Origin of the sequence: Shinella lacus, from assembly GCF_010994755.1 — a bacterium.
Taxonomy (GTDB): domain Bacteria; phylum Pseudomonadota; class Alphaproteobacteria; order Rhizobiales; family Rhizobiaceae; genus Shinella; species Shinella lacus.
Genome location: NZ_WHSB02000006.1, coordinates 229,841 through 246,459, shown reverse-complemented (window position 1 = coordinate 246,459; position 16,619 = coordinate 229,841). Strand labels below are relative to the sequence as shown.

16 protein-coding genes are annotated in these 16,619 nt (G+C 64.5%); 13 read left to right on the top strand and 3 right to left on the bottom strand.

From position 1 onward, the window contains the following. Nucleotides 1-4: 4 nt before the first annotated feature. A complete protein-coding gene (gene pdxH / locus GB927_RS18165; RefSeq protein ID WP_256118608.1) occupies nucleotides 5-625 on the bottom strand; it encodes a pyridoxamine 5'-phosphate oxidase in 621 nt (206 codons plus the stop codon). Between the two features lie 45 nt (nucleotides 626-670). On the opposite strand from pdxH, the gene GB927_RS18160 reads away from it, so the two are divergent. The 4 genes from GB927_RS18160 to GB927_RS18145 all read left to right on the top strand — a co-directional run bounded on the left by GB927_RS18160 (nucleotide 671) and on the right by GB927_RS18145 (nucleotide 3,847). Next, nucleotides 671-1,117 (top strand): RT0821/Lpp0805 family surface protein, encoded by a 447-nt coding sequence (locus GB927_RS18160; protein WP_256118607.1) that lies wholly within the window; start codon nucleotides 671-673, stop codon nucleotides 1,115-1,117. A 102-nt stretch (nucleotides 1,118-1,219) separates the two neighbouring features. Then, nucleotides 1,220-2,287, top strand: a complete 1,068-nt coding sequence (locus tag GB927_RS18155) for a DnaJ C-terminal domain-containing protein (RefSeq protein WP_256118606.1) — start codon at nucleotides 1,220-1,222, stop codon at nucleotides 2,285-2,287. A gap of 132 nt (nucleotides 2,288-2,419) precedes the next feature. Beyond that, on the top strand, nucleotides 2,420-3,238 hold the full coding sequence (gene fabI / locus GB927_RS18150; RefSeq protein WP_256118605.1) for an enoyl-ACP reductase FabI: 819 nt from the start codon (nucleotides 2,420-2,422) through the stop codon (nucleotides 3,236-3,238). Between the two features lie 27 nt (nucleotides 3,239-3,265). Continuing rightward, nucleotides 3,266-3,847 carry a histidine phosphatase family protein gene (locus GB927_RS18145; RefSeq protein WP_256118604.1) on the top strand — a complete coding sequence of 194 codons (582 nt, stop codon included), beginning with the start codon at nucleotides 3,266-3,268 and terminating at the stop codon, nucleotides 3,845-3,847. A 140-nt stretch (nucleotides 3,848-3,987) separates the two neighbouring features. Here GB927_RS18145 and GB927_RS18140 read toward each other — a convergent pair whose 3' ends face one another. Further along, nucleotides 3,988-4,248 (bottom strand): DUF1344 domain-containing protein, encoded by a 261-nt coding sequence (locus GB927_RS18140; RefSeq protein WP_256118603.1) that lies wholly within the window; start codon nucleotides 4,246-4,248, stop codon nucleotides 3,988-3,990. 298 nt (nucleotides 4,249-4,546) lie between these two features. Here GB927_RS18140 and GB927_RS18135 point away from each other — a divergent pair, with 298 nt between their 5' ends. From GB927_RS18135 to GB927_RS18110, 6 genes are all read left to right on the top strand, one after another. Further along, complete coding sequence (locus GB927_RS18135) at nucleotides 4,547-8,101, top strand: bifunctional diguanylate cyclase/phosphodiesterase (protein ID WP_256118602.1); 3,555 nt, start codon at nucleotides 4,547-4,549, stop codon at nucleotides 8,099-8,101. A 107-nt stretch (nucleotides 8,102-8,208) separates the two neighbouring features. Next, complete coding sequence (locus GB927_RS18130) at nucleotides 8,209-9,144, top strand: lytic transglycosylase domain-containing protein (protein WP_256118601.1); 936 nt, start codon at nucleotides 8,209-8,211, stop codon at nucleotides 9,142-9,144. Nucleotides 9,145-9,407: 263 nt separating this feature from the next. Further along, nucleotides 9,408-10,505, top strand: coding sequence for a chorismate synthase (gene aroC, locus GB927_RS18125; protein WP_256118600.1), 1,098 nt, complete (start codon nucleotides 9,408-9,410; stop codon nucleotides 10,503-10,505). Between the two features lie 21 nt (nucleotides 10,506-10,526). Beyond that, on the top strand, nucleotides 10,527-11,627 hold the full coding sequence (gene ribB / locus GB927_RS18120) for a 3,4-dihydroxy-2-butanone-4-phosphate synthase (RefSeq protein WP_256118599.1): 1,101 nt from the start codon (nucleotides 10,527-10,529) through the stop codon (nucleotides 11,625-11,627). 86 nt (nucleotides 11,628-11,713) lie between these two features. Next, complete coding sequence (locus GB927_RS18115) at nucleotides 11,714-12,673, top strand: hypothetical protein (protein WP_256118598.1); 960 nt, start codon at nucleotides 11,714-11,716, stop codon at nucleotides 12,671-12,673. A gap of 98 nt (nucleotides 12,674-12,771) precedes the next feature. Next, entirely contained in the window at nucleotides 12,772-13,425 is a 654-nt protein-coding gene (locus GB927_RS18110) for a hypothetical protein (RefSeq protein WP_256118597.1), read from the top strand. Here the strand turns inward: GB927_RS18110 and GB927_RS18105 are convergent. Beyond that, complete coding sequence (locus tag GB927_RS18105; protein ID WP_256118596.1) at nucleotides 13,422-14,618, bottom strand: winged helix-turn-helix domain-containing protein; 1,197 nt, start codon at nucleotides 14,616-14,618, stop codon at nucleotides 13,422-13,424. The two genes, GB927_RS18110 and GB927_RS18105, sit on opposite strands and share 4 nt — an antisense overlap. Nucleotides 14,619-14,746: 128 nt before the next feature. Here GB927_RS18105 and GB927_RS18100 point away from each other — a divergent pair, with 128 nt between their 5' ends. From GB927_RS18100 to GB927_RS18090, 3 genes are read left to right on the top strand one after another with little or no spacing between them, the layout of a single operon-like run. Then, a complete protein-coding gene (locus tag GB927_RS18100) occupies nucleotides 14,747-15,427 on the top strand; it encodes an energy-coupling factor ABC transporter ATP-binding protein (protein WP_256118595.1) in 681 nt (226 codons plus the stop codon). Then, nucleotides 15,421-16,026, top strand: a complete 606-nt coding sequence (locus GB927_RS18095) for an energy-coupling factor transporter transmembrane component T family protein (RefSeq protein WP_256118594.1) — start codon at nucleotides 15,421-15,423, stop codon at nucleotides 16,024-16,026. The genes GB927_RS18100 and GB927_RS18095 overlap by 7 nt, the downstream gene beginning before the upstream one ends. A gap of 29 nt (nucleotides 16,027-16,055) precedes the next feature. After that, complete coding sequence (locus tag GB927_RS18090) at nucleotides 16,056-16,619, top strand: biotin transporter BioY (RefSeq protein ID WP_256118593.1); 564 nt, start codon at nucleotides 16,056-16,058, stop codon at nucleotides 16,617-16,619.

The following is a 16,619-nucleotide window of genomic DNA, read 5'->3' as shown; positions in this document are numbered from 1 at the left end:
TCCCTCACGGATACATCCGCACCTTCGTCCAGCCTTGGCCGTCTTCCGCGTGGCGGAATTCGACGCGGTCGTGCAGGCGGAAGGGGCGGTCGTGCCAGAATTCGATCGAGACGGGTTTCAGGCGGAAGCCGGACCAGTGCGGTGGGCGGGGGATTTCGCCGATCGCGTAGCGGGCGGTATATTCGGCGACCGCCTTTTCCAGCGCGAAGCGGCTTTCGAGCGGGCGCGACTGTTTCGAGGCCCAGGCGCCGATGCGGCTGCCGCGCGGGCGCGAGGCGTAATATTCGTCCGCCTCGGCATCGGTGACCACCTCGATATCGCCGCGCACGCGCACCTGGCGGCGCAGCGATTTCCAGTGGAAGCACATGGCGGCCTTGTGGGCGCCGAGAAGCTCGACGCCCTTGTGGCTTTCGAAATTCGTGTAGAAGACAAAGCCGCGCTCATCGAAACCTTTCAAGAGGACCATGCGCACATTGGGCAGGCCGGTCTCGTCGACGGTGGCGAGCGCCAGCGCGTTCGGGTCGTTCGGCTCGGTCTTTCCGGCCTCTTCCAGCCATGTGCCGAACAGGGAATAGGGCTCGTTCTCCTGGGTGAAGTCACCGCTTGTTAACGCATTTTCGCTCATATTCGATTCAATGCCGATCTTTTTGACGATTGGGGGCAGACAGGAGTGGATGTCATAGCAAAGTCGCGACCCGAGACAAAGCCATACTGGGCGCGCTGCCTTGCTGTTGCCGGCGTGACGATGGGCTGCGCGCTTCTGCCGGGCTGCATGGGCGGCCTCGACGTCTTTTCCGACAGCAAGGTCGATACCGTGCGCACCAGCGCCGTGCCGGCCGGCGCGGAGGGGCTGACCGACGAGATCACCGTGCGCAACGCCGTCTCCTCCGCCGATATTTCGCGCACCGCCGGCAATCCGATCCCCTGGGCGAATTCCGCCTCGGGCAGTGCGGGCGTGATCAGCACCATTGCGGAAAACCGCGACGATGCCGGGCGCACCTGCCGCGATTTCGTGACGACGAAACATTCCTATCAGGGGATCGCCAATTATTCGGGCCGCACCTGCCTCGGCAGTTCCGGCGAATGGCTGCTGCTGGCCTTCGATCGCCAGGGCTGAATCCTCTCGCGCGCATGTTTGCGATTTTTCAACCCTGACCCGTAACCAGTGATTAGGACGTGCCCCCTATCATGGTCGGCAAAACGACAATGGGTGGAAGTTATGCGTGACCCCTATTCGGTGCTGGGCGTGAAAAGAAGCGCCGGGCAGGATGAAATCAAGGCGGCCTGGCGCTCGCTTGCAAAAGCGGTGCATCCCGACCAGAACCACGACGACCCCAACGCCACCGTGCGCTTCACCGAGGCCGGCCGGGCCTACGATCTTCTGCGCGACCCCGACAAACGCAGCCGCTACGACCGCCAGCAGCGCGAGGCCGAGCTTCGCCGCATGGAGCAGATGCGCCGCCAGCAGGCCGAGCGCAAGGTGAGGAACGACCCGCCGCCGCGCATGGCGGACGAAGGCGCGGAAGACATGATCGCCCGCATCTTCGGCGTCGATTCCCGCGGCCAGCCGGCCGAGGGCAAGCCGCAGGCCCAATCGCAGGCGCAGGCCCAGAATCAGGCCCGCCCGCAGCCGCAGGCCGCAGCGGCGCCCGCCCAGGACGCCCGCAAGGCGACCGACGAGCCGGAGACGGACGATGCGGGCCAGGGCCGCGGCATCGCACCGGCCGCCGCCATCATCTCCGCCATCATCCGCCGCATTCGCGGTGGCCGCCCCAAGGTCGACAAGGCGCCGGACTTCTTTGCCGACGTCACGGTCTCCGTCGAGGATATCCTGAACCGCGTGCGCCCGACGCTCGAAACGCCGGACGGCCAGACGCTGCGCGTGCCGATCGGCGCGGGCACGACGGATGGCCAGGTCATGCGCCTCAAGGAAGCCGGATACCGCTTCGAGAACCTGAAGCGCGGCGATGCCGTCATCACCGTGCGCGTGGCGCCCGGCCGCTTCCGGGTCGATGGCTTCGACCTGAAGGTCGACCTGCCGGTGACGATCGAGAATGCCGTGCTCGGCTGCGAGACGACGGTCGAAGGGCCGCTCGGCTCTTTCCCCGTGACGGTGCCGGCCTGGTCGGGCTCCGACCAGAAGATCCGCATCGAAGGCGAAGGCCTCGTCATGGAAAACGGCGAACGCGGCGATCTGATTGCCGAAATCCGCCTTCTCCTGTGGGAAAAGCCGGATGCCAAGATGATCGACCTGATGCGCAGCCTGCGCGAAGGCCTTTATCTTTAAATCGATTGTGACGCTTTCGTAAAACATGCACCCATTGTTACGGATGCTAACAGTTCCTGAACCCCCGCGCGCTTGAACCGCATTGCCGCCTATGCCATAGGCACAATTGACTTAAGTATCAGGGGGCAAACCATGGTTCAGGCATCTGGTCTGATGAAGGGCAAGCGCGGCGTCATCATGGGCGTCGCCAACAACCGTTCCATCGCCTGGGGCATCGCCAAGGCTATCCATTCACAGGGCGGCGAAATTGCCCTCACCTATCAGGGCGATGCGCTGAAGAAGCGCGTCGAGCCGCTGGCGGCCGAAATCGGCGCGGTGCTGGCTGGCGATTGCGATGTGTCCGACGAAGCGTCGATCGACGCGGTCTTCGAGAATATCGAGAAGACCTGGGGCAAGATCGACTTCCTCGTGCATGCCATCGGCTTTTCCGACAAGGACGAGCTGACCGGCCGCTACGTGGACACCACGCCGGCGAACTTCGCCAAGACCATGCAGATCTCGGTCTATTCCTTCACGTCGGTCGCCCGGCGCGCGGAAAAGCTGATGACCGATGGCGGCTCGATGCTGACGCTGACCTATTATGGCGCGGAAAAGGTCATGCCGAACTACAACGTCATGGGCGTCGCCAAGGCGGCACTTGAAGCGAGCGTGAAGTATCTCGCGGTCGACCTCGGCCCGAAGAACATCCGCGTCAACGCGATTTCGGCCGGCCCGATCAAGACGCTGGCCGCCTCCGGCATCGGCGATTTCCGTTACATCCTCAAGTGGAACGAGTACAACGCGCCGCTGCGCCGTACCGTCACCATCGAGGAAGTGGGCGATGTCGGCCTCTACATGCTCTCCGACCTGTCGCGCTCGGTGACCGGCGAGACGCATCATGCCGACAGCGGCTACCACGTCGTCGGCATGAAGGCCGTCGATGCGCCGGACATTTCCGTCATCAAGGACTGAGTGAACTCCAAGCAGCGGGACTGCACCTTGCCCATCTACATGATCCGACACGGCCAGACCGCGTGGAATGCAGAGGGCAGGCTGCAAGGCCAGCAGGACATCCCGCTGAACGACACCGGCCGCAAACAGGCGGCCGGTAACGGCGCCGCCCTCAAGGGCATTCTCGGGCAGACGGTTTCCGATTACGATTTCGTGGCGAGCCCGCTCGGGCGCACGCGCGAGACGATGGAAATCCTGCGTCGCGCCATGGGCCTCGATCCCCTCGCCTACCGCACCGACCCGCGCCTCGTCGAAGTCTCCTTCGGCGACTGGGAGGGCCATACGCTGCCCGAACTGATGGCGAAGGTGCCGGACAGGGTCGAGGAGCGCATGCATTCCAAATGGAACTTCATTCCGCCGGGGGAAGCCGCGGAAAGCTACGAGATCCTCTCCTGGCGCATCGCCTCCTGGCTTGCCGACGTGCGCGGGCCAACCGTCTGCGTCAGCCATGGCGGGGTTTTCCGCGCGGCGTTCCGGCTGCATGGCATGGCGGAAGAAGAGGCGGCCAACACGCCAATCCACCAGGACCGCCTGCTGCGCATCGACGCGACGGGGATGCACTGGCTTTGAGGCTTGCGCCATACTGGCCCCTCACCTGCCTGCCGGCATCCTCTCCCCGCAAGCGGGGCGAGGAATGATGGGCTCACCGTTTTGCCCCTTCGCCCCGCTTGCGGGGAGAAGGTCCCGGCAGGGGGACGAGGGGCAAATTTTTACTGGATGATTTCGAGGTCGTTGATGACGCGCTTGCCGTCGACTTCGGTGTAGAACACCAGCACCTTCACGCCCGGCTCCAGGCCTTCGAAGTTGAACTCTTCCGGCGCCTGGTACTTCTTGCCGTCGTCGAGCGACAGGCTGAGGCTGCCCGTGTCGACGCTGGTGATCACGGCCTCGACATCGGCGCTTTCGGCCGATGCGGCGAGCGGCGAGAGGAAAACGGCCGTAGCCAACAGCGCGGCGATCAATAGGCGCATCGTGCGAACCCCTGGGAATGAATCAGTCTTTTTGCTGGTCACGTCAGATGCCCCCCAAATATGGCGAAATTCGCCCGTCCCCACGCGCGTTTTGGAATGGATGGCCGGAAAGATCATACGAATCAAGCCGTGCCGCCGGCTCATCCCCTGGATTGTCGGACAAATGGCCTGGCCGATCTGTCGTGAAGTGACACGATCCGACCGGTTAACCGCGCGGAAGTGCAAGTATTTCAGTTGCTTATAAATGCAATTTTAAGGATGCAAGCCTTACCGTTCGTCCCTCATCGGGGATCGATTCTTGCCATTGACTGCTGCCCTTCGCCGCCATCTGGCATCCATCGCAGAATGGGCGCGGCCATCGCTCGTGCCGGCGACGATCGCCGGCTGCGTCATCCTCACCGCGGGCATCATCTACGAGCGGCAGAACGAGCGCATCTATCTCAAAGAGCTGGAAAGCCATGTCTCGGGCGACCTTGCGCTGGTCAGCGCACGGCTGCAGAGCGAGGTGAACAGCAATGTGGCGGCGCTGCGCAGCGTGGCCAACATGTTCGCGGTGGCGCCGGACCAGGCGACGCTGCAATTCAACGTCTTCGCCCGCAAGCTGATGCTGCAGAACACCCATTTCCGCCGCGTCGGCGTGGCGCCGGACGCCAAGGTCACGCACGCCTTTCCGCTCGACGGCAACCAGCATTATATCGGCAACGATTTCAACCGCTTCCCCTCCTTCCGTCGCGCCGCCCAGATGGACCGCTCGCGCGGGCGCCCGCTGATGTTCGGGCCGGTGCAGTTCGCCAAGGGCGGCCGCGGTTTCAACCTCTTCATGCCGGTCTTCACCAATGTCGACGCGCGGCACTATTTCTGGGGCTATATCGACGGGCTGATCGACGAGCGGAAGCTCTTCACCGATGCCGGCCTGATCGATCCCGACCGGCCCGGCCAATATGGCATGCCGCAGCATCCGACCGATATCCAGCTTGCCATCCGCGACGTCAGCGTGCCGGACAACATCGTCGATCCGTTCTTCGGCGCGGCCGAGATCTTCGAGAACGAGCCCGTGGTGCAGGTGCTCGACTTTCCCGGCGGGCGCTGGGAACTCGCGGCCATTCCGGCGAAAGGCTGGCATCACCCGCCGGAAAACCTGACGCAGGTGCGCCTGATCATCGCCGCTGCCGCGCTCGTCATCATCGTGCCGATCTTCCTGACCGGCGGCCTCGTCAGCGAGCGCCAGCGCAACATCGCCCGCCTCCGGGCGCGCGAGCGGCAGGTGAAATCGCTGTCGCAGCGCCTCGACACCGCGCTGGATGCCTCCAAGATCGGCATCTGGGAGATCGAGCTTTCGACCGGCTCGCGAAGCTGGGACGTCCAGATGCACCGCATGCACGGCGTGCCGGAAAACGAATCGCCGAACGACCTCAACTGGGACGCCGTGCTCTCCGCGGAGGATGTCGCCACCGCCAGGGCCGAGATGGACGTGGTCCGCGCCGGCGGCAACGACTACAAGTCACAATATTGCATCCGCCTGCCCGACGGCAGCGTGCGCCACATCCGCAATGTCGGCTCGCGCCTTGCCGGCCCGAACGGCAAGGACAAGCTGACCGGCATCAGCTGGGACGTCACCGAGGACGTGCTCCTGAACGAGGCGCTGAAGAGCGCCAAGGAACACACCGAGGTGCAGAATGCCGAGCTTGCGAAGCTGACGCAGCGCCTCGATCTGGCGCTCGATTCATATGAGTGCGGCCTCTGGGAGGCCGATCTGGAGGATGGGCTGACGCTGTGGGACGACCGCATGCACCAGCTCTACGGCGTGGTGAATACCGGCGAGCGGGTCACCCACGACATCTGGGTGAACGCCATCCACCCCGACGACCGCATCGAGGCCGAGCGCAAGGCCAACGAGACCATCCGCGAGAACGTGCCCTATATACGCACCTCGCGCGTCGTGCATCCGGACGGCTCGATCCGCCATGTCCAGTCGGTCGGCAAGCTGCACATCGCCCAGGACGGCCGCCGCAAGCTTGTCGGCCTCGCCTTCGACGTCACCGAAGACGTGCAGATGACGGACAGCCTCAAGGAGGCCAAGGAGCGCTCCGACCGGCAGAATGCCGAGCTGGAACAGACGACGCGCCGCCTCGACCTGGCGCTCGATTCCTATCAATGCGGCCTTTGGGAGGCCGACCTGGACCTTGGCCGGACCTTCTGGGACGGCCGCATGCACCAGCTCTACGGGCTGACCTTCACCGACGGCATCGTGTCGCACGAGGCCTGGCTCGGCGCGGTGCATCCGGAGGACCGCAACGACATCACCGCCAATGTCGAGCGCTGTATTGCGCAGGACCTGCCCTATGTGCACGAGGCGCGCGTCGTGCTGCCGGGCGGCGAAATCCGCCATGTGCGCTCCGTCGGCAAGATCCACTACGGCCACGGCGGCAGCCGCAAGCTGATCGGCCTTGCCTTCGACGTTACCGAGGACGTGATCCTGAAGGAGCACCTCAAGGCGGCGAAGACGCAGGCGGACGTCAAGAACATCGAGCTCGAACAGGCGAAGGTCCGCATCGAGCACAATGCGCTGCACGACCCGCTGACCGGGCTCGGCAACCGCCGCAAGCTCGACGACGAACTGACCGCCATCGCGGCGCTCAGCGAAGCGTCCGAGGTGCGCGTCGGCATCCTGCATATCGACCTCGACCGCTTCAAGCAGATCAACGATACGCTCGGCCACGCCGCCGGCGACGCGCTGCTGGTGCACGCCTCGCAGGTGCTGCGCGCCTCCGCCCGGCCGGGCGATCTCGTCGCGCGCATCGGCGGCGATGAATTCGTCGTCGTGGTGACCGATACGACCGACCAGACCTATCTCAGCACGCTCTCGCGCCGCATCATCACCCTGATGCAGCAGCCCGTCGAATATGAGGGCCACCTCTGCCGCTTCGGCGTCAGCATCGGCGTGGCGCTGGCCGAGGGCCGGTCGATCGACACCGCGAAACTGCTCGTCAATGCCGATATCGCGCTCTATCGCGCCAAGGCGCTCGGCCGCAACCGGCATGAATTCTTCACGCAGGCGCTGCAGGCCGAGATCATCTCGAACAAGCGCATCGCCGACGATATCCTGGCGGGCATCGAGAACAACGAATTCGTGCCCTATTACCAGCCGCAGATCGACGCCGGCACGCTGAAGCTCGCCGGTGCCGAGGCGCTGATCCGCTGGAACCATCCGCGCGACGGACTTTTGACGCCCGACCGCTTCCTGAAGATCGCCGAGGACCTCAACGTCATGGCGACGCTCGACCGGATCGTGCTGGAAAAGGCGCTGATCGATTGCGCCCGCTGGGCCGCACAAGGCCTGATCATGCCGAAGATTTCGGTCAACGTGTCGGCCCGCCGGTTGCGCGACGAGAGCCTGATCGACAGCCTCACCGGCCTCTCCATCCAGCCCGGGCAGATCGCCTTCGAGCTGGTCGAATCGATCTTCCTCGACGAGAGCGACGACGTGGTGCTCTCCAATCTGGAACGCATCAAGGCGCTCGGCATCGATATCGAGATCGACGATTTCGGCACCGGCCATACCTCCATCGTCAGCCTTTTGAAGCTGAAGCCCAAGCGGTTGAAGATCGACCGCCAGCTCGTGGCGCCCATCCTCTCCTCGCGCGACGAGCAGGCGCTGGTGCGCTCGATCATCGAGATCGGCCGCTCGCTCGGCATCGAGATCGTGGCGGAAGGCGTGGAGACGATGCAGCACGCCGAAATGCTGGGGCTTCTCGGCTGCGACCTGTTGCAGGGTTATGCCTTTGCGCGACCGCTGTCCCGCGATGCGTTTCTGGCCTTCGGCACCGAGATGCGGTGGAAGCTGGCTTCGTAGAGAACGGTTGGCGGCTACAACCGCTTTGCGCCAACAGCACGCCACATCCTGCCGGCGCAATCAGCACGCACCTCCCTCTCGTTTCGCATCGGTGATATGAGGGAGCGATGTGGCACGCGCGACGGAGATGGGACAGGCGGAGACTTGCCTTGCTGGCTGCAGGGGCGCTGGCCTCCAGCATCCCGGCGGATGCCGCGATCGCCCAGATTGAATGGCGCGCGCCGCCTTGTATCTACTCGATAGCCACCAGCACTGGAACGCTCTGCGTCCGCGAGACCAGCTTCAATCGCGACATATGCGGGGCGCTTGCCCATTTCGCCGCCGAGAACGATCTGCCGCCCGATTTCTTTGCGCGGCTGATCTGGACGGAAAGCCGGTTCCGTCCAGATGCCGTCAGCCCGAAGGGCGCGGAAGGAATAGCGCAATTCATTCCCTCCACCGCAAGACTGCGCGGCCTATCGAACAGTTTCGACGCTTTGGAGGCATTGAAGAAATCGGCCGAGTATCTCGATGACCTGCGAGATCGCTTCGGCAATATCGGCCTGGCCACCGCCGCCTATAATGCCGGCGAAGGCGGACTGCGGACATTCCTGAAAAACGGAAGCCTGCCGCAGGAGACCCGCAACTACGTCCTTGATATCACGGCTCATGCGGCCGAGGACTGGCGCGACAACCCGCCTACAGCCATCGACCTGCGCCTCGACGGGCAGAAGTCCTTCGAGGACGCCTGCATCGCGCTTGCCGACACGCGGCGCCTCAAGGCCCTGGAATTCGAGGCGGAAGGCGCTTGGGCACCGTGGGGCGCGCAACTGGCGGGGCATTTCCAGAAGACGGTGGCAGTCAGATTGTTCCTGTCGACCGTTCGATCCCTGCCCGCGCCGCTGAACAAGGAAAAGCCGCTGATCCAGAAGGAACGCAACCGTGCCTTCGGGACAAGGCTGCGATACACGGCCCGCATTGGCCGTCCGACCCGGCAGGAAGCCGAGGCCGTGTGCCGCGAAGTCCGCAAGAGTGGCGGCGCCTGCATCGTCTTCAGGAACTGACCAGGACCAGCGGTTCGTGGATTTGGCCAACGCGCTATAGGCCTTGAACTGCCGGAAAGCTGCTGTTCGGTTTTCCAGCCCATCTCAGAGATGCTCGGAGCACCCTTCCATGAACGCTTTGGGCAAAAATCAGCCGCGACCGCGACTCGCCCCAAAAAAAAGCAACAAGCTTCCCAAAGCAGCATCTCTGCGCGAAACCCTTGTCCCTCCCCTCTCTTTTCCACTAAGAGAGGACCCACTTCCTTACAGGTCCGGTTCCGCTCATGTCGCACAATACTTTCGGTCACCTTTTCCGCGTCACCACCTGGGGCGAAAGCCATGGGGTGGCGCTTGGCTGCGTGGTGGATGGCTGCCCGCCCGGCATCCGCTTCACGCTGGCCGAACTCCAGGCCTGGCTCGACAAGCGCAAGCCCGGCCAGTCGCGTTTCGTGACGCAGCGCCGCGAGGACGACCTCGTGAAGGTGCTCTCGGGCGTGATGATGGACGCGGACGGCGAGACGATGATCACCACCGGCACGCCGGTGTCGATGATGATCGAGAACACCGACCAGCGCTCCAAGGACTATGGCGAGATCGCCAAGCGCTACCGCCCCGGCCACGCCGACTACACCTATGACGCCAAATACGGCATCCGCGACTATCGCGGCGGCGGGCGCTCGTCCGCTCGCGAGACCGCGGCCCGCGTCGCCGCCGGTGGGCTTGCGCGCAAGGTCGTGCCGGGGCTCAATGTCCGCGCCGCCCTCGTGCAGATCGGCAAGCACAAGATCAACCGCGACAACTGGGACTGGAACGAGGTCAACAACAACCCGTTCTTCGCCCCCGACCCGGCCATCGTGCCCGTCTGGGAAGAGTATCTCGACGGTATCCGCAAGTCCGGCTCCTCCATCGGCGCGGTCGTCGAGGTCGTCGCCGAGGGTGTTCCCGCCGGCATCGGCGCGCCGATCTACGGCAAGCTCGACCAGGATATCGCCTCGCTGCTGATGTCGATCAATGCCGTCAAGGGCGTCGAGATCGGCGAAGGTTTTGCCTCCGCGGAACTCACCGGCGAAGAGAATGCCGACGAGATGCGCATGGGCAATGACGGCAACCCGATCTTTCTGTCCAACCATGCCGGCGGCATCCTCGGCGGCATTTCCACCGGCCAGCCGGTGATCGCCCGCTTCGCCATCAAGCCTACCTCCTCGATCCTCACCGAGCGCCGCTCGATCGATTCGGACGGCAACAATGTCGATGTGCGCACCAAGGGCCGGCACGATCCCTGCGTGGGCATCCGCGCCGTGCCGATCGGCGAGGCGATGGTTGCCTGCGCCGTTGCCGATCACTACCTGCGCGATCGCGGCCAGACCGGCCGCCTGAAATAACCGGCTGAATAGGAGCCTGCCATGAGCTACGACCAGAAGCGTGTCGTCGATGCCATCCGCGCCTTCGAGGCCGGCGAGATCGTCGTCGTCATGGATGACGACGGCCGCGAGAACGAGGGCGACCTGATCGTCGCCGCGGTACATTGCACGCCGGAAAAGATGGCCTTCATCGTGCGCCACACCTCCGGCATCGTCTGTACCCCCATGCCGCGCGAGGAGGCCAAGCGCCTGAACCTCAACGCCATGGTGGCGGAAAACGATTCGGCGCACACCACCGCCTTCACCGTCTCCGTCGATTTCAAGCACGGCACGACGACCGGCATTTCCGCCGACGACCGCACGCTGACGGTGCGCAACCTTGCGAACCCCAATGTCGGCCCGACGGATTTCGTGCGCCCCGGCCACATCTTCCCGCTCGTTGCGCGCGAAGGCGGCGTGCTGATGCGCTCCGGCCATACGGAAGCCGCCGTCGACCTCTGCCGCCTTGCCAGCCTGCCGCCGATCGGCGTGATCAGCGAGCTCGTCAACGACGACGGCACTGTGATGCGCGGCCCGCAGGTGGCGAGCTTCGCCGAGACGCATGGCCTCAAGCAGGTCTCCGTCGCCGATCTCATCGCCTATCGCCAGCGCAAGGAAACGCTGATCGAGCAGGTCGACACCTTCACCATCGAGACGCCCTACGGCCGGGCGAAGGCCCTGACCTACACGCTGCCCTGGGACCCGATGCAGCACCTCGCGGTGATCTTCGGCGACATCCGCGACGGCGTCGACATTCCGGTGCGCCTGCATCTGGAAAATGTCGGTGGCGACGTTTTTGGCGCGGACCGCCAGATCGACGGCATCATGAAGCGCATCGCCGAGCAGGGCCGCGGCGTTATCGTCTATCTGCGCGAAGGGTCCGTCGGCGTCGGTGCCTCGCAGACCGCCCGCCGCGGCAAACATGACGGCGAAGGCCATGACGAGGCGCAGGCGCGCGAAAGCGAATGGCTGGAAATCGGCCTTGGCGCGCAGATCCTGAAGGATCTCGGCATCACCTCGATCCGCCTGATGGCATCGCGCGAGCGCCACTATGTCGGCCTCGAAGGGTTCGGCATCCAGATCAGTTCCACCGACCTCTGCTGAAACAGAATATCCCGCATCGCCGAAACGTTTGCTCTTCACGCGACGGTTCGGGGCTCGCGGGATTTTCTTTGAGGGGCGATAGGCGCATGTGGGATTTCAGCATCGGCAAGACCATCGGCATCCTCGCCAAGACCATGCCCTTCATCCTCACCCGCATGGTGATCTATTTCGTCATCACCCTCGCCTTCATCCTGGCGACCAGCGCCGGTGCCGGCATCGGTTATGGCGTGGGCTCGATCAGCGAAAGCCCGGAATCCTATGCGGTCTGGGGCGGTTTCATCGGCATGGGTTTCGTGGGCGCCGCGGTCTACTGGGCGCGCGAATGGCTGCTCTATATGGTCAAGGCCGCCCATATCGCCGTCATCGTCAAGCTGATCGATGGTGAGGCGCTGCCGGACGGCAAGGGACAGGTCGCCTATGGTCGCGAGATCGTCACGGCCCGTTTCGGCGAGGCGAACGTGCTCTTCGCGCTCGACCAGCTCATCAAGGGCGTGATCGGCGCGATCACCGGCCTCATCGGCGGCATCGCGGCGTTCCTGCCGATCCCCGGCCTCGATGCGCTGGCCCGCTTCGCCAATACGGTGATCCGCCTGTCGCTGACCTATGTCGACGAGATCATTCTCGGCTACAACATCCGCACCAACAGCGACAACGCCTGGGAAAGCTCGCGCCGCGGCCTCGTGCTCTATGCGCAGAACGGGCTGAAGATGGTGAAGAACGCCGTCTGGCTCTCGATCTTCCTTTGGATCCTCTCCATCGTCGTCTTCCTGCTGGCGCTGGCCCCCGCCGCCGCCATCCTCTACGCCTTCCCGGGCGAGATCGCCGGCTACAGCTTCATCGTCGCCATCGTCTTCGCCTGGGCGTTCAAGGCCGCCGTGCTGGAACCCTTCGCCATCACCGCGCTGATGGCCGTCTATTTCGACACGATCCGCGGCCAGGTGCCGGACCCGGAATGGGACGCGAAGCTGGCGGGCGCATCGGCCAAATTCCGCGCGCTGACGGAGCAGGCCACGACCGCGTTTGGCGGGCGGCCGGTGACGGCTTAGAGTTCACGCGGAATGCAGAGAATTTGAACCATTCCGATTACCGGAAGTTGTGGATTTTTCTCTACTGTCCCCCTTCAGCAATTCGCTGGGGGATGTCCATGCGTCTGTTCATCGTTCTCGTGCTGGCGACAATGCTGGCCGCGCTGTCGTTCACCGATGATGCCGAGGCTCGCCGTCGCGGCTTTTCCTTCGGCAGCAGCCGGGCGAAAACCCGCTCCGTGCCCGTCATCATCCCCATATCGAGCGGCAGCTCATCCGTCGTCTTCGTCAAGGAACTGCCGAATGTCGCGACGTTCAGGTTCAAGGACAAGGGCTTCTACGATCTCGGCTACAAGTTCGACACGTTCGGTGGCGGAGAATGGGTCGGCTATTTCAAGGGCAAGTCCAGCTATGTCAGGCTCGACCAGGCGAACGTCAAGCAGCTCGTATTGCCCATGGTGGGACTGACGGAGGCGGACGCTCCCACGCGCGGGGCCGGCGGCCAGCTGATGATGGGCTTCGTCTGGATCATCGCAGCGCTTGTCGCCGCCGTCTTCGCCCTGCTGCGCTTTTCGGGCCTGCGCCGCGCCATTTTCGCGCCGCGGGGCCGAAAGCAAACCGAGGACGATTTCGACGATCGGCGTTTTGCCGTCAGCGCACCGGAGCCATCCTTCCAGCAGAAGCCGAACCTAGCGGTGGTGCCGCGCGCGCAATCGGCCGCACCGTCCTTCAACCGCGCCGTTCCGGCTGGCGCCTTCGGGAAAAGGCGCTAATCCTCCCCGCGCCACCCATCGAGATAGCGCACCGTTTCCACGCCCGAAAATTTTGCGAGCCGCGTTAGCTCGGCGTCCAGCTTCTCCAGCCGCCCGGTCGATGCGCGCACTTTCGGTTCCCACCAGAGCCGCTTGACATCGAGCGTGCCGACCTTGCGGTCGGCTTTCATGTCGATGCGGCCGACGAGGCGGTCGCCTTCGAGCAGCGGGAAGACATAGTAGCCATATTGCCGCTTCGGCTCCGGCACGAAGATCTCGATGCGGTAGAAATAGCCGAACAGCCGTTCCGTGCGGTTGCGGTCGCGGATCAGCGGATCGAAGGGCGAGAGCACGCGCAGCCGCGCCGGCGGCTCGGGGATGTCGCCGAGGTTTTCCGGGAAATCGGCAAACGCATGCGAGGCGCGCGGCTTGCCGCCGTCCATCGTCTCGATCGAGACGGGGCGAAGCTCGTCGCGGTGCGTCTCCACCCAGCTTTTGGCCTCCTCCGGCGTGATCAGCGCCCAGAAGGCGGCGATCTCGCCATGCGTGGCGAAGCCAAGCCGCGTGAGCGCGCTGCGGCAGGCCCAGTCGACGAAGGCATCGTGTTCGACGGCCGGTTCGTGGTGATGCGGCGGCAGCACGCGTTCGGCAAGATCGTAGACCTTCTGGAAGTTCTCCCGTCGGGCAATCGCCAGCTTGCCGGTGTGCCAGAGATATTCCAGCGCCGTCTTGTTCGGATGCCAGTTCCACCAGCCGCCGGACTTGTGATCGTCCACCTTCAATTCGCGCGACAGCACCGGTCCGCTGGCGGCGATGCGCTCGTAGGTCTCCTCGAAAGCCCTGTCGAAGCCCTCGCCCTGCCATTTGCGCCAGTTTTCCAGGATGGACGCTTCCTTGCGGCGGAAACGATGTTTCCAATAGCGGAAGAAGGCGCTCGGGATGATCGAGGCGTCGTGCGTCCAGTGCTCGAAGAGTTCGCCATCCTTCTCCAGCAGTTCGGCGAGGTGCTCGCGCCGATAGGTCTGGTTGCGCGAGAACAGGATCTGGTGATGCGCCCGCTCGACCGTGGCAATGCTGTCCACCTGCACGAAGCCGATGTCATGGATGAGCTGCAGCAGCCCCGCCTTGCCGAGCTGGCGGCCGGGAGAAGCGCTGAGACCCTGCCGGGCGAGGAAGATGCGCCGGGCCTCGGCATTGGAAAGGAGAATCGTCATGGCGGGATGATAGGCATATATTCTTGGTTTGTTCTACTGTTTTCGTCATGTCGCGGCGCACGAGGCGTTTGCGCTTTTCCCCGAATTGCTTATAGCTCCCTCACCATCCGCGAACCGGGATCCCGCTCTTGGATATCGTCTTCTCCGCCGCCACGGTGACCTATGCCGGACGCGTGGCGCTCCACCCGCTGACACTCACGCTCACCGAACGCCGCATCGGCGTCGTCGGCCTCAACGGCTCCGGCAAGACGACCATGGCGCGGATGATCAACGGCCTCGTCAAGCCGACCGCCGGCACCGTGACGGTCGGCGGGCTGGATACGGTGGCGGACGAGGTGGCCGCGCGCGGAAAAACCGGCTTCATCTTCCAGAACCCGCAGCACCAGATGATCCTGCCGATCCTCGCCGAGGACATCGCCTTCGGCCTGAAGAACCGCAAGCTCGGCAAGGCGGAGATCGCGGAAAAGACGGAGGCCGTGCTGGCGCGATTCGGCATTTCGCATCTCGCGCGCCGCCGCGTGCACGAGCTTTCCGGCGGCGAGACGCAGCTCGGCGCCATTGCCAGCGTGCTTGTCACCGGCCCGGACCTCTTGATCCTCGACGAGCCGACCAACCAGCTCGACCTGAAAAACCGCGCGCTGATCGAGCGCACCATTGCCGGCCTGCCGGAGCAGGTGCTCGTCATCACGCACGACCTCGCCCTGATCGAAAGTTTCGACCGCGTGCTGGTGTTCCACGAGGGCCGGCTGGCGGCCGATAGCCGGCCGGAAGAGGCGATCCGCACCTACCGGGAGATCGCAACATGCTGAACGGGCTCGACATCGAGGGCGATTCGCTCCTCCACCGCATGCCGGTGCGCGGCAAGCTGATCGCGCTTTTCGTCGCGGCGATCGGGCTCTTCCTCACCGCGGAACTGCGGCTTCTCGTCCCGGCGCTGGTGTTGTCGGCGGCGCTCTATCTCTCGACCGGGATCGGCGCCGGCGAGGCGTTCCGGCGCGTGCGCTTCGTGCTCTTCACGGTTCTTCTCGTCGCCGGGGCGAACTATCTCTTCCATTCGCTGCACGAGGCGCTCGCCGTCTTCTGCCGGCTCTCCACGCTGGTCCTGCTCGCCGCCGCCGTCACCGCGACGACCGGCATTTCCGCCTTCATGGACGAGATCACCCGGCTGCTGACGCCGCTGGAACGATTCGGCTTCGTGCGGGCGGCAGATGTCAGCCTGGCGGTCGGCCTCGTCATCCGTTTCGTGCCGGAAATCTTTGCCCGCTACGGCGAAATCGCCGATGCCCACAAGGCGCGCGGCCTGCCGGTGCGGCCGCTCACCACCCTAGTGCCGCTGATCATCCTGACGCTGAAGGATGCGGATACGATCGCCATGGCGATTGACGCGCGCGGATTTCGGCGGCACTAACCCATTTATGTCCATTCGGGAAAACTGACATGACCACCAGAGACATCGTCCTCGTCGCCCTCTTCGCCGCGATCATCGTGGTGCTGGGCCTGCTCCCGCCGATCACGCTCGGCTTCATTCCGGTGCCGATCACCGCGCAGTCGCTCGGCGTCATGCTGGCCGGCTGCATTCTCGGCGCCAAGCGCGGTGCGGCGGCGGTGCTGCTCGTGCTGCTGCTGGTGGCGATCGGCCTGCCGGTTCTCTCCGGCGGTCGCGGTGGCCTGGCCGTCTTCGCCGGCCCCACCGCCGGCTACCTCGTCGGCTGGGTTTTCGGCGCCTTCGTCTGCGGCCTGATCGCCGAGCGCCTCGTCAAGGAAGAGCAGGGCGAACTCACGCAGTTCCTCGCCTTCCTGGCCGCCGCCGTCGTGGGCGGCATCGCGGTCGTCTATCTCTTCGGCGTCCCGTGGCTCGCCTATATGAGCGGCAAGGCCTTCTTCGAGACGGCGCTCGCCGGCCTCGTCTTCGTGCCTGGCGATCTCATCAAGGCCTTCGTCGCCATGCTCGCCGGCCGCGCGGTGCTCGCCGGTTATCCGCTGCTTCCGCAGCGCGCCTGA

Coding starts and splice junctions, on each gene's coding strand:
- pdxH (WP_256118608.1), bottom strand. CDS start 625: ATGAGCGAAAATGCGTTAACAAGCGGTGACTTCACCCAGGAGAACGAG.
- GB927_RS18155 (WP_256118606.1), top strand. CDS start 1,220: ATGCGTGACCCCTATTCGGTGCTGGGCGTGAAAAGAAGCGCCGGGCAG.
- fabI (WP_256118605.1), top strand. CDS start 2,420: ATGGTTCAGGCATCTGGTCTGATGAAGGGCAAGCGCGGCGTCATCATG.
- GB927_RS18140 (WP_256118603.1), bottom strand. CDS start 4,248: ATGCGCCTATTGATCGCCGCGCTGTTGGCTACGGCCGTTTTCCTCTCG.
- GB927_RS18130 (WP_256118601.1), top strand. CDS start 8,209: ATGTGGCACGCGCGACGGAGATGGGACAGGCGGAGACTTGCCTTGCTG.
- aroC (WP_256118600.1), top strand. CDS start 9,408: ATGTCGCACAATACTTTCGGTCACCTTTTCCGCGTCACCACCTGGGGC.
- ribB (WP_256118599.1), top strand. CDS start 10,527: ATGAGCTACGACCAGAAGCGTGTCGTCGATGCCATCCGCGCCTTCGAG.
- GB927_RS18115 (WP_256118598.1), top strand. CDS start 11,714: ATGTGGGATTTCAGCATCGGCAAGACCATCGGCATCCTCGCCAAGACC.
- GB927_RS18110 (WP_256118597.1), top strand. CDS start 12,772: ATGCGTCTGTTCATCGTTCTCGTGCTGGCGACAATGCTGGCCGCGCTG.
- GB927_RS18105 (WP_256118596.1), bottom strand. CDS start 14,618: ATGACGATTCTCCTTTCCAATGCCGAGGCCCGGCGCATCTTCCTCGCC.
- GB927_RS18095 (WP_256118594.1), top strand. CDS start 15,421: ATGCTGAACGGGCTCGACATCGAGGGCGATTCGCTCCTCCACCGCATG.
- GB927_RS18090 (WP_256118593.1), top strand. CDS start 16,056: ATGACCACCAGAGACATCGTCCTCGTCGCCCTCTTCGCCGCGATCATC.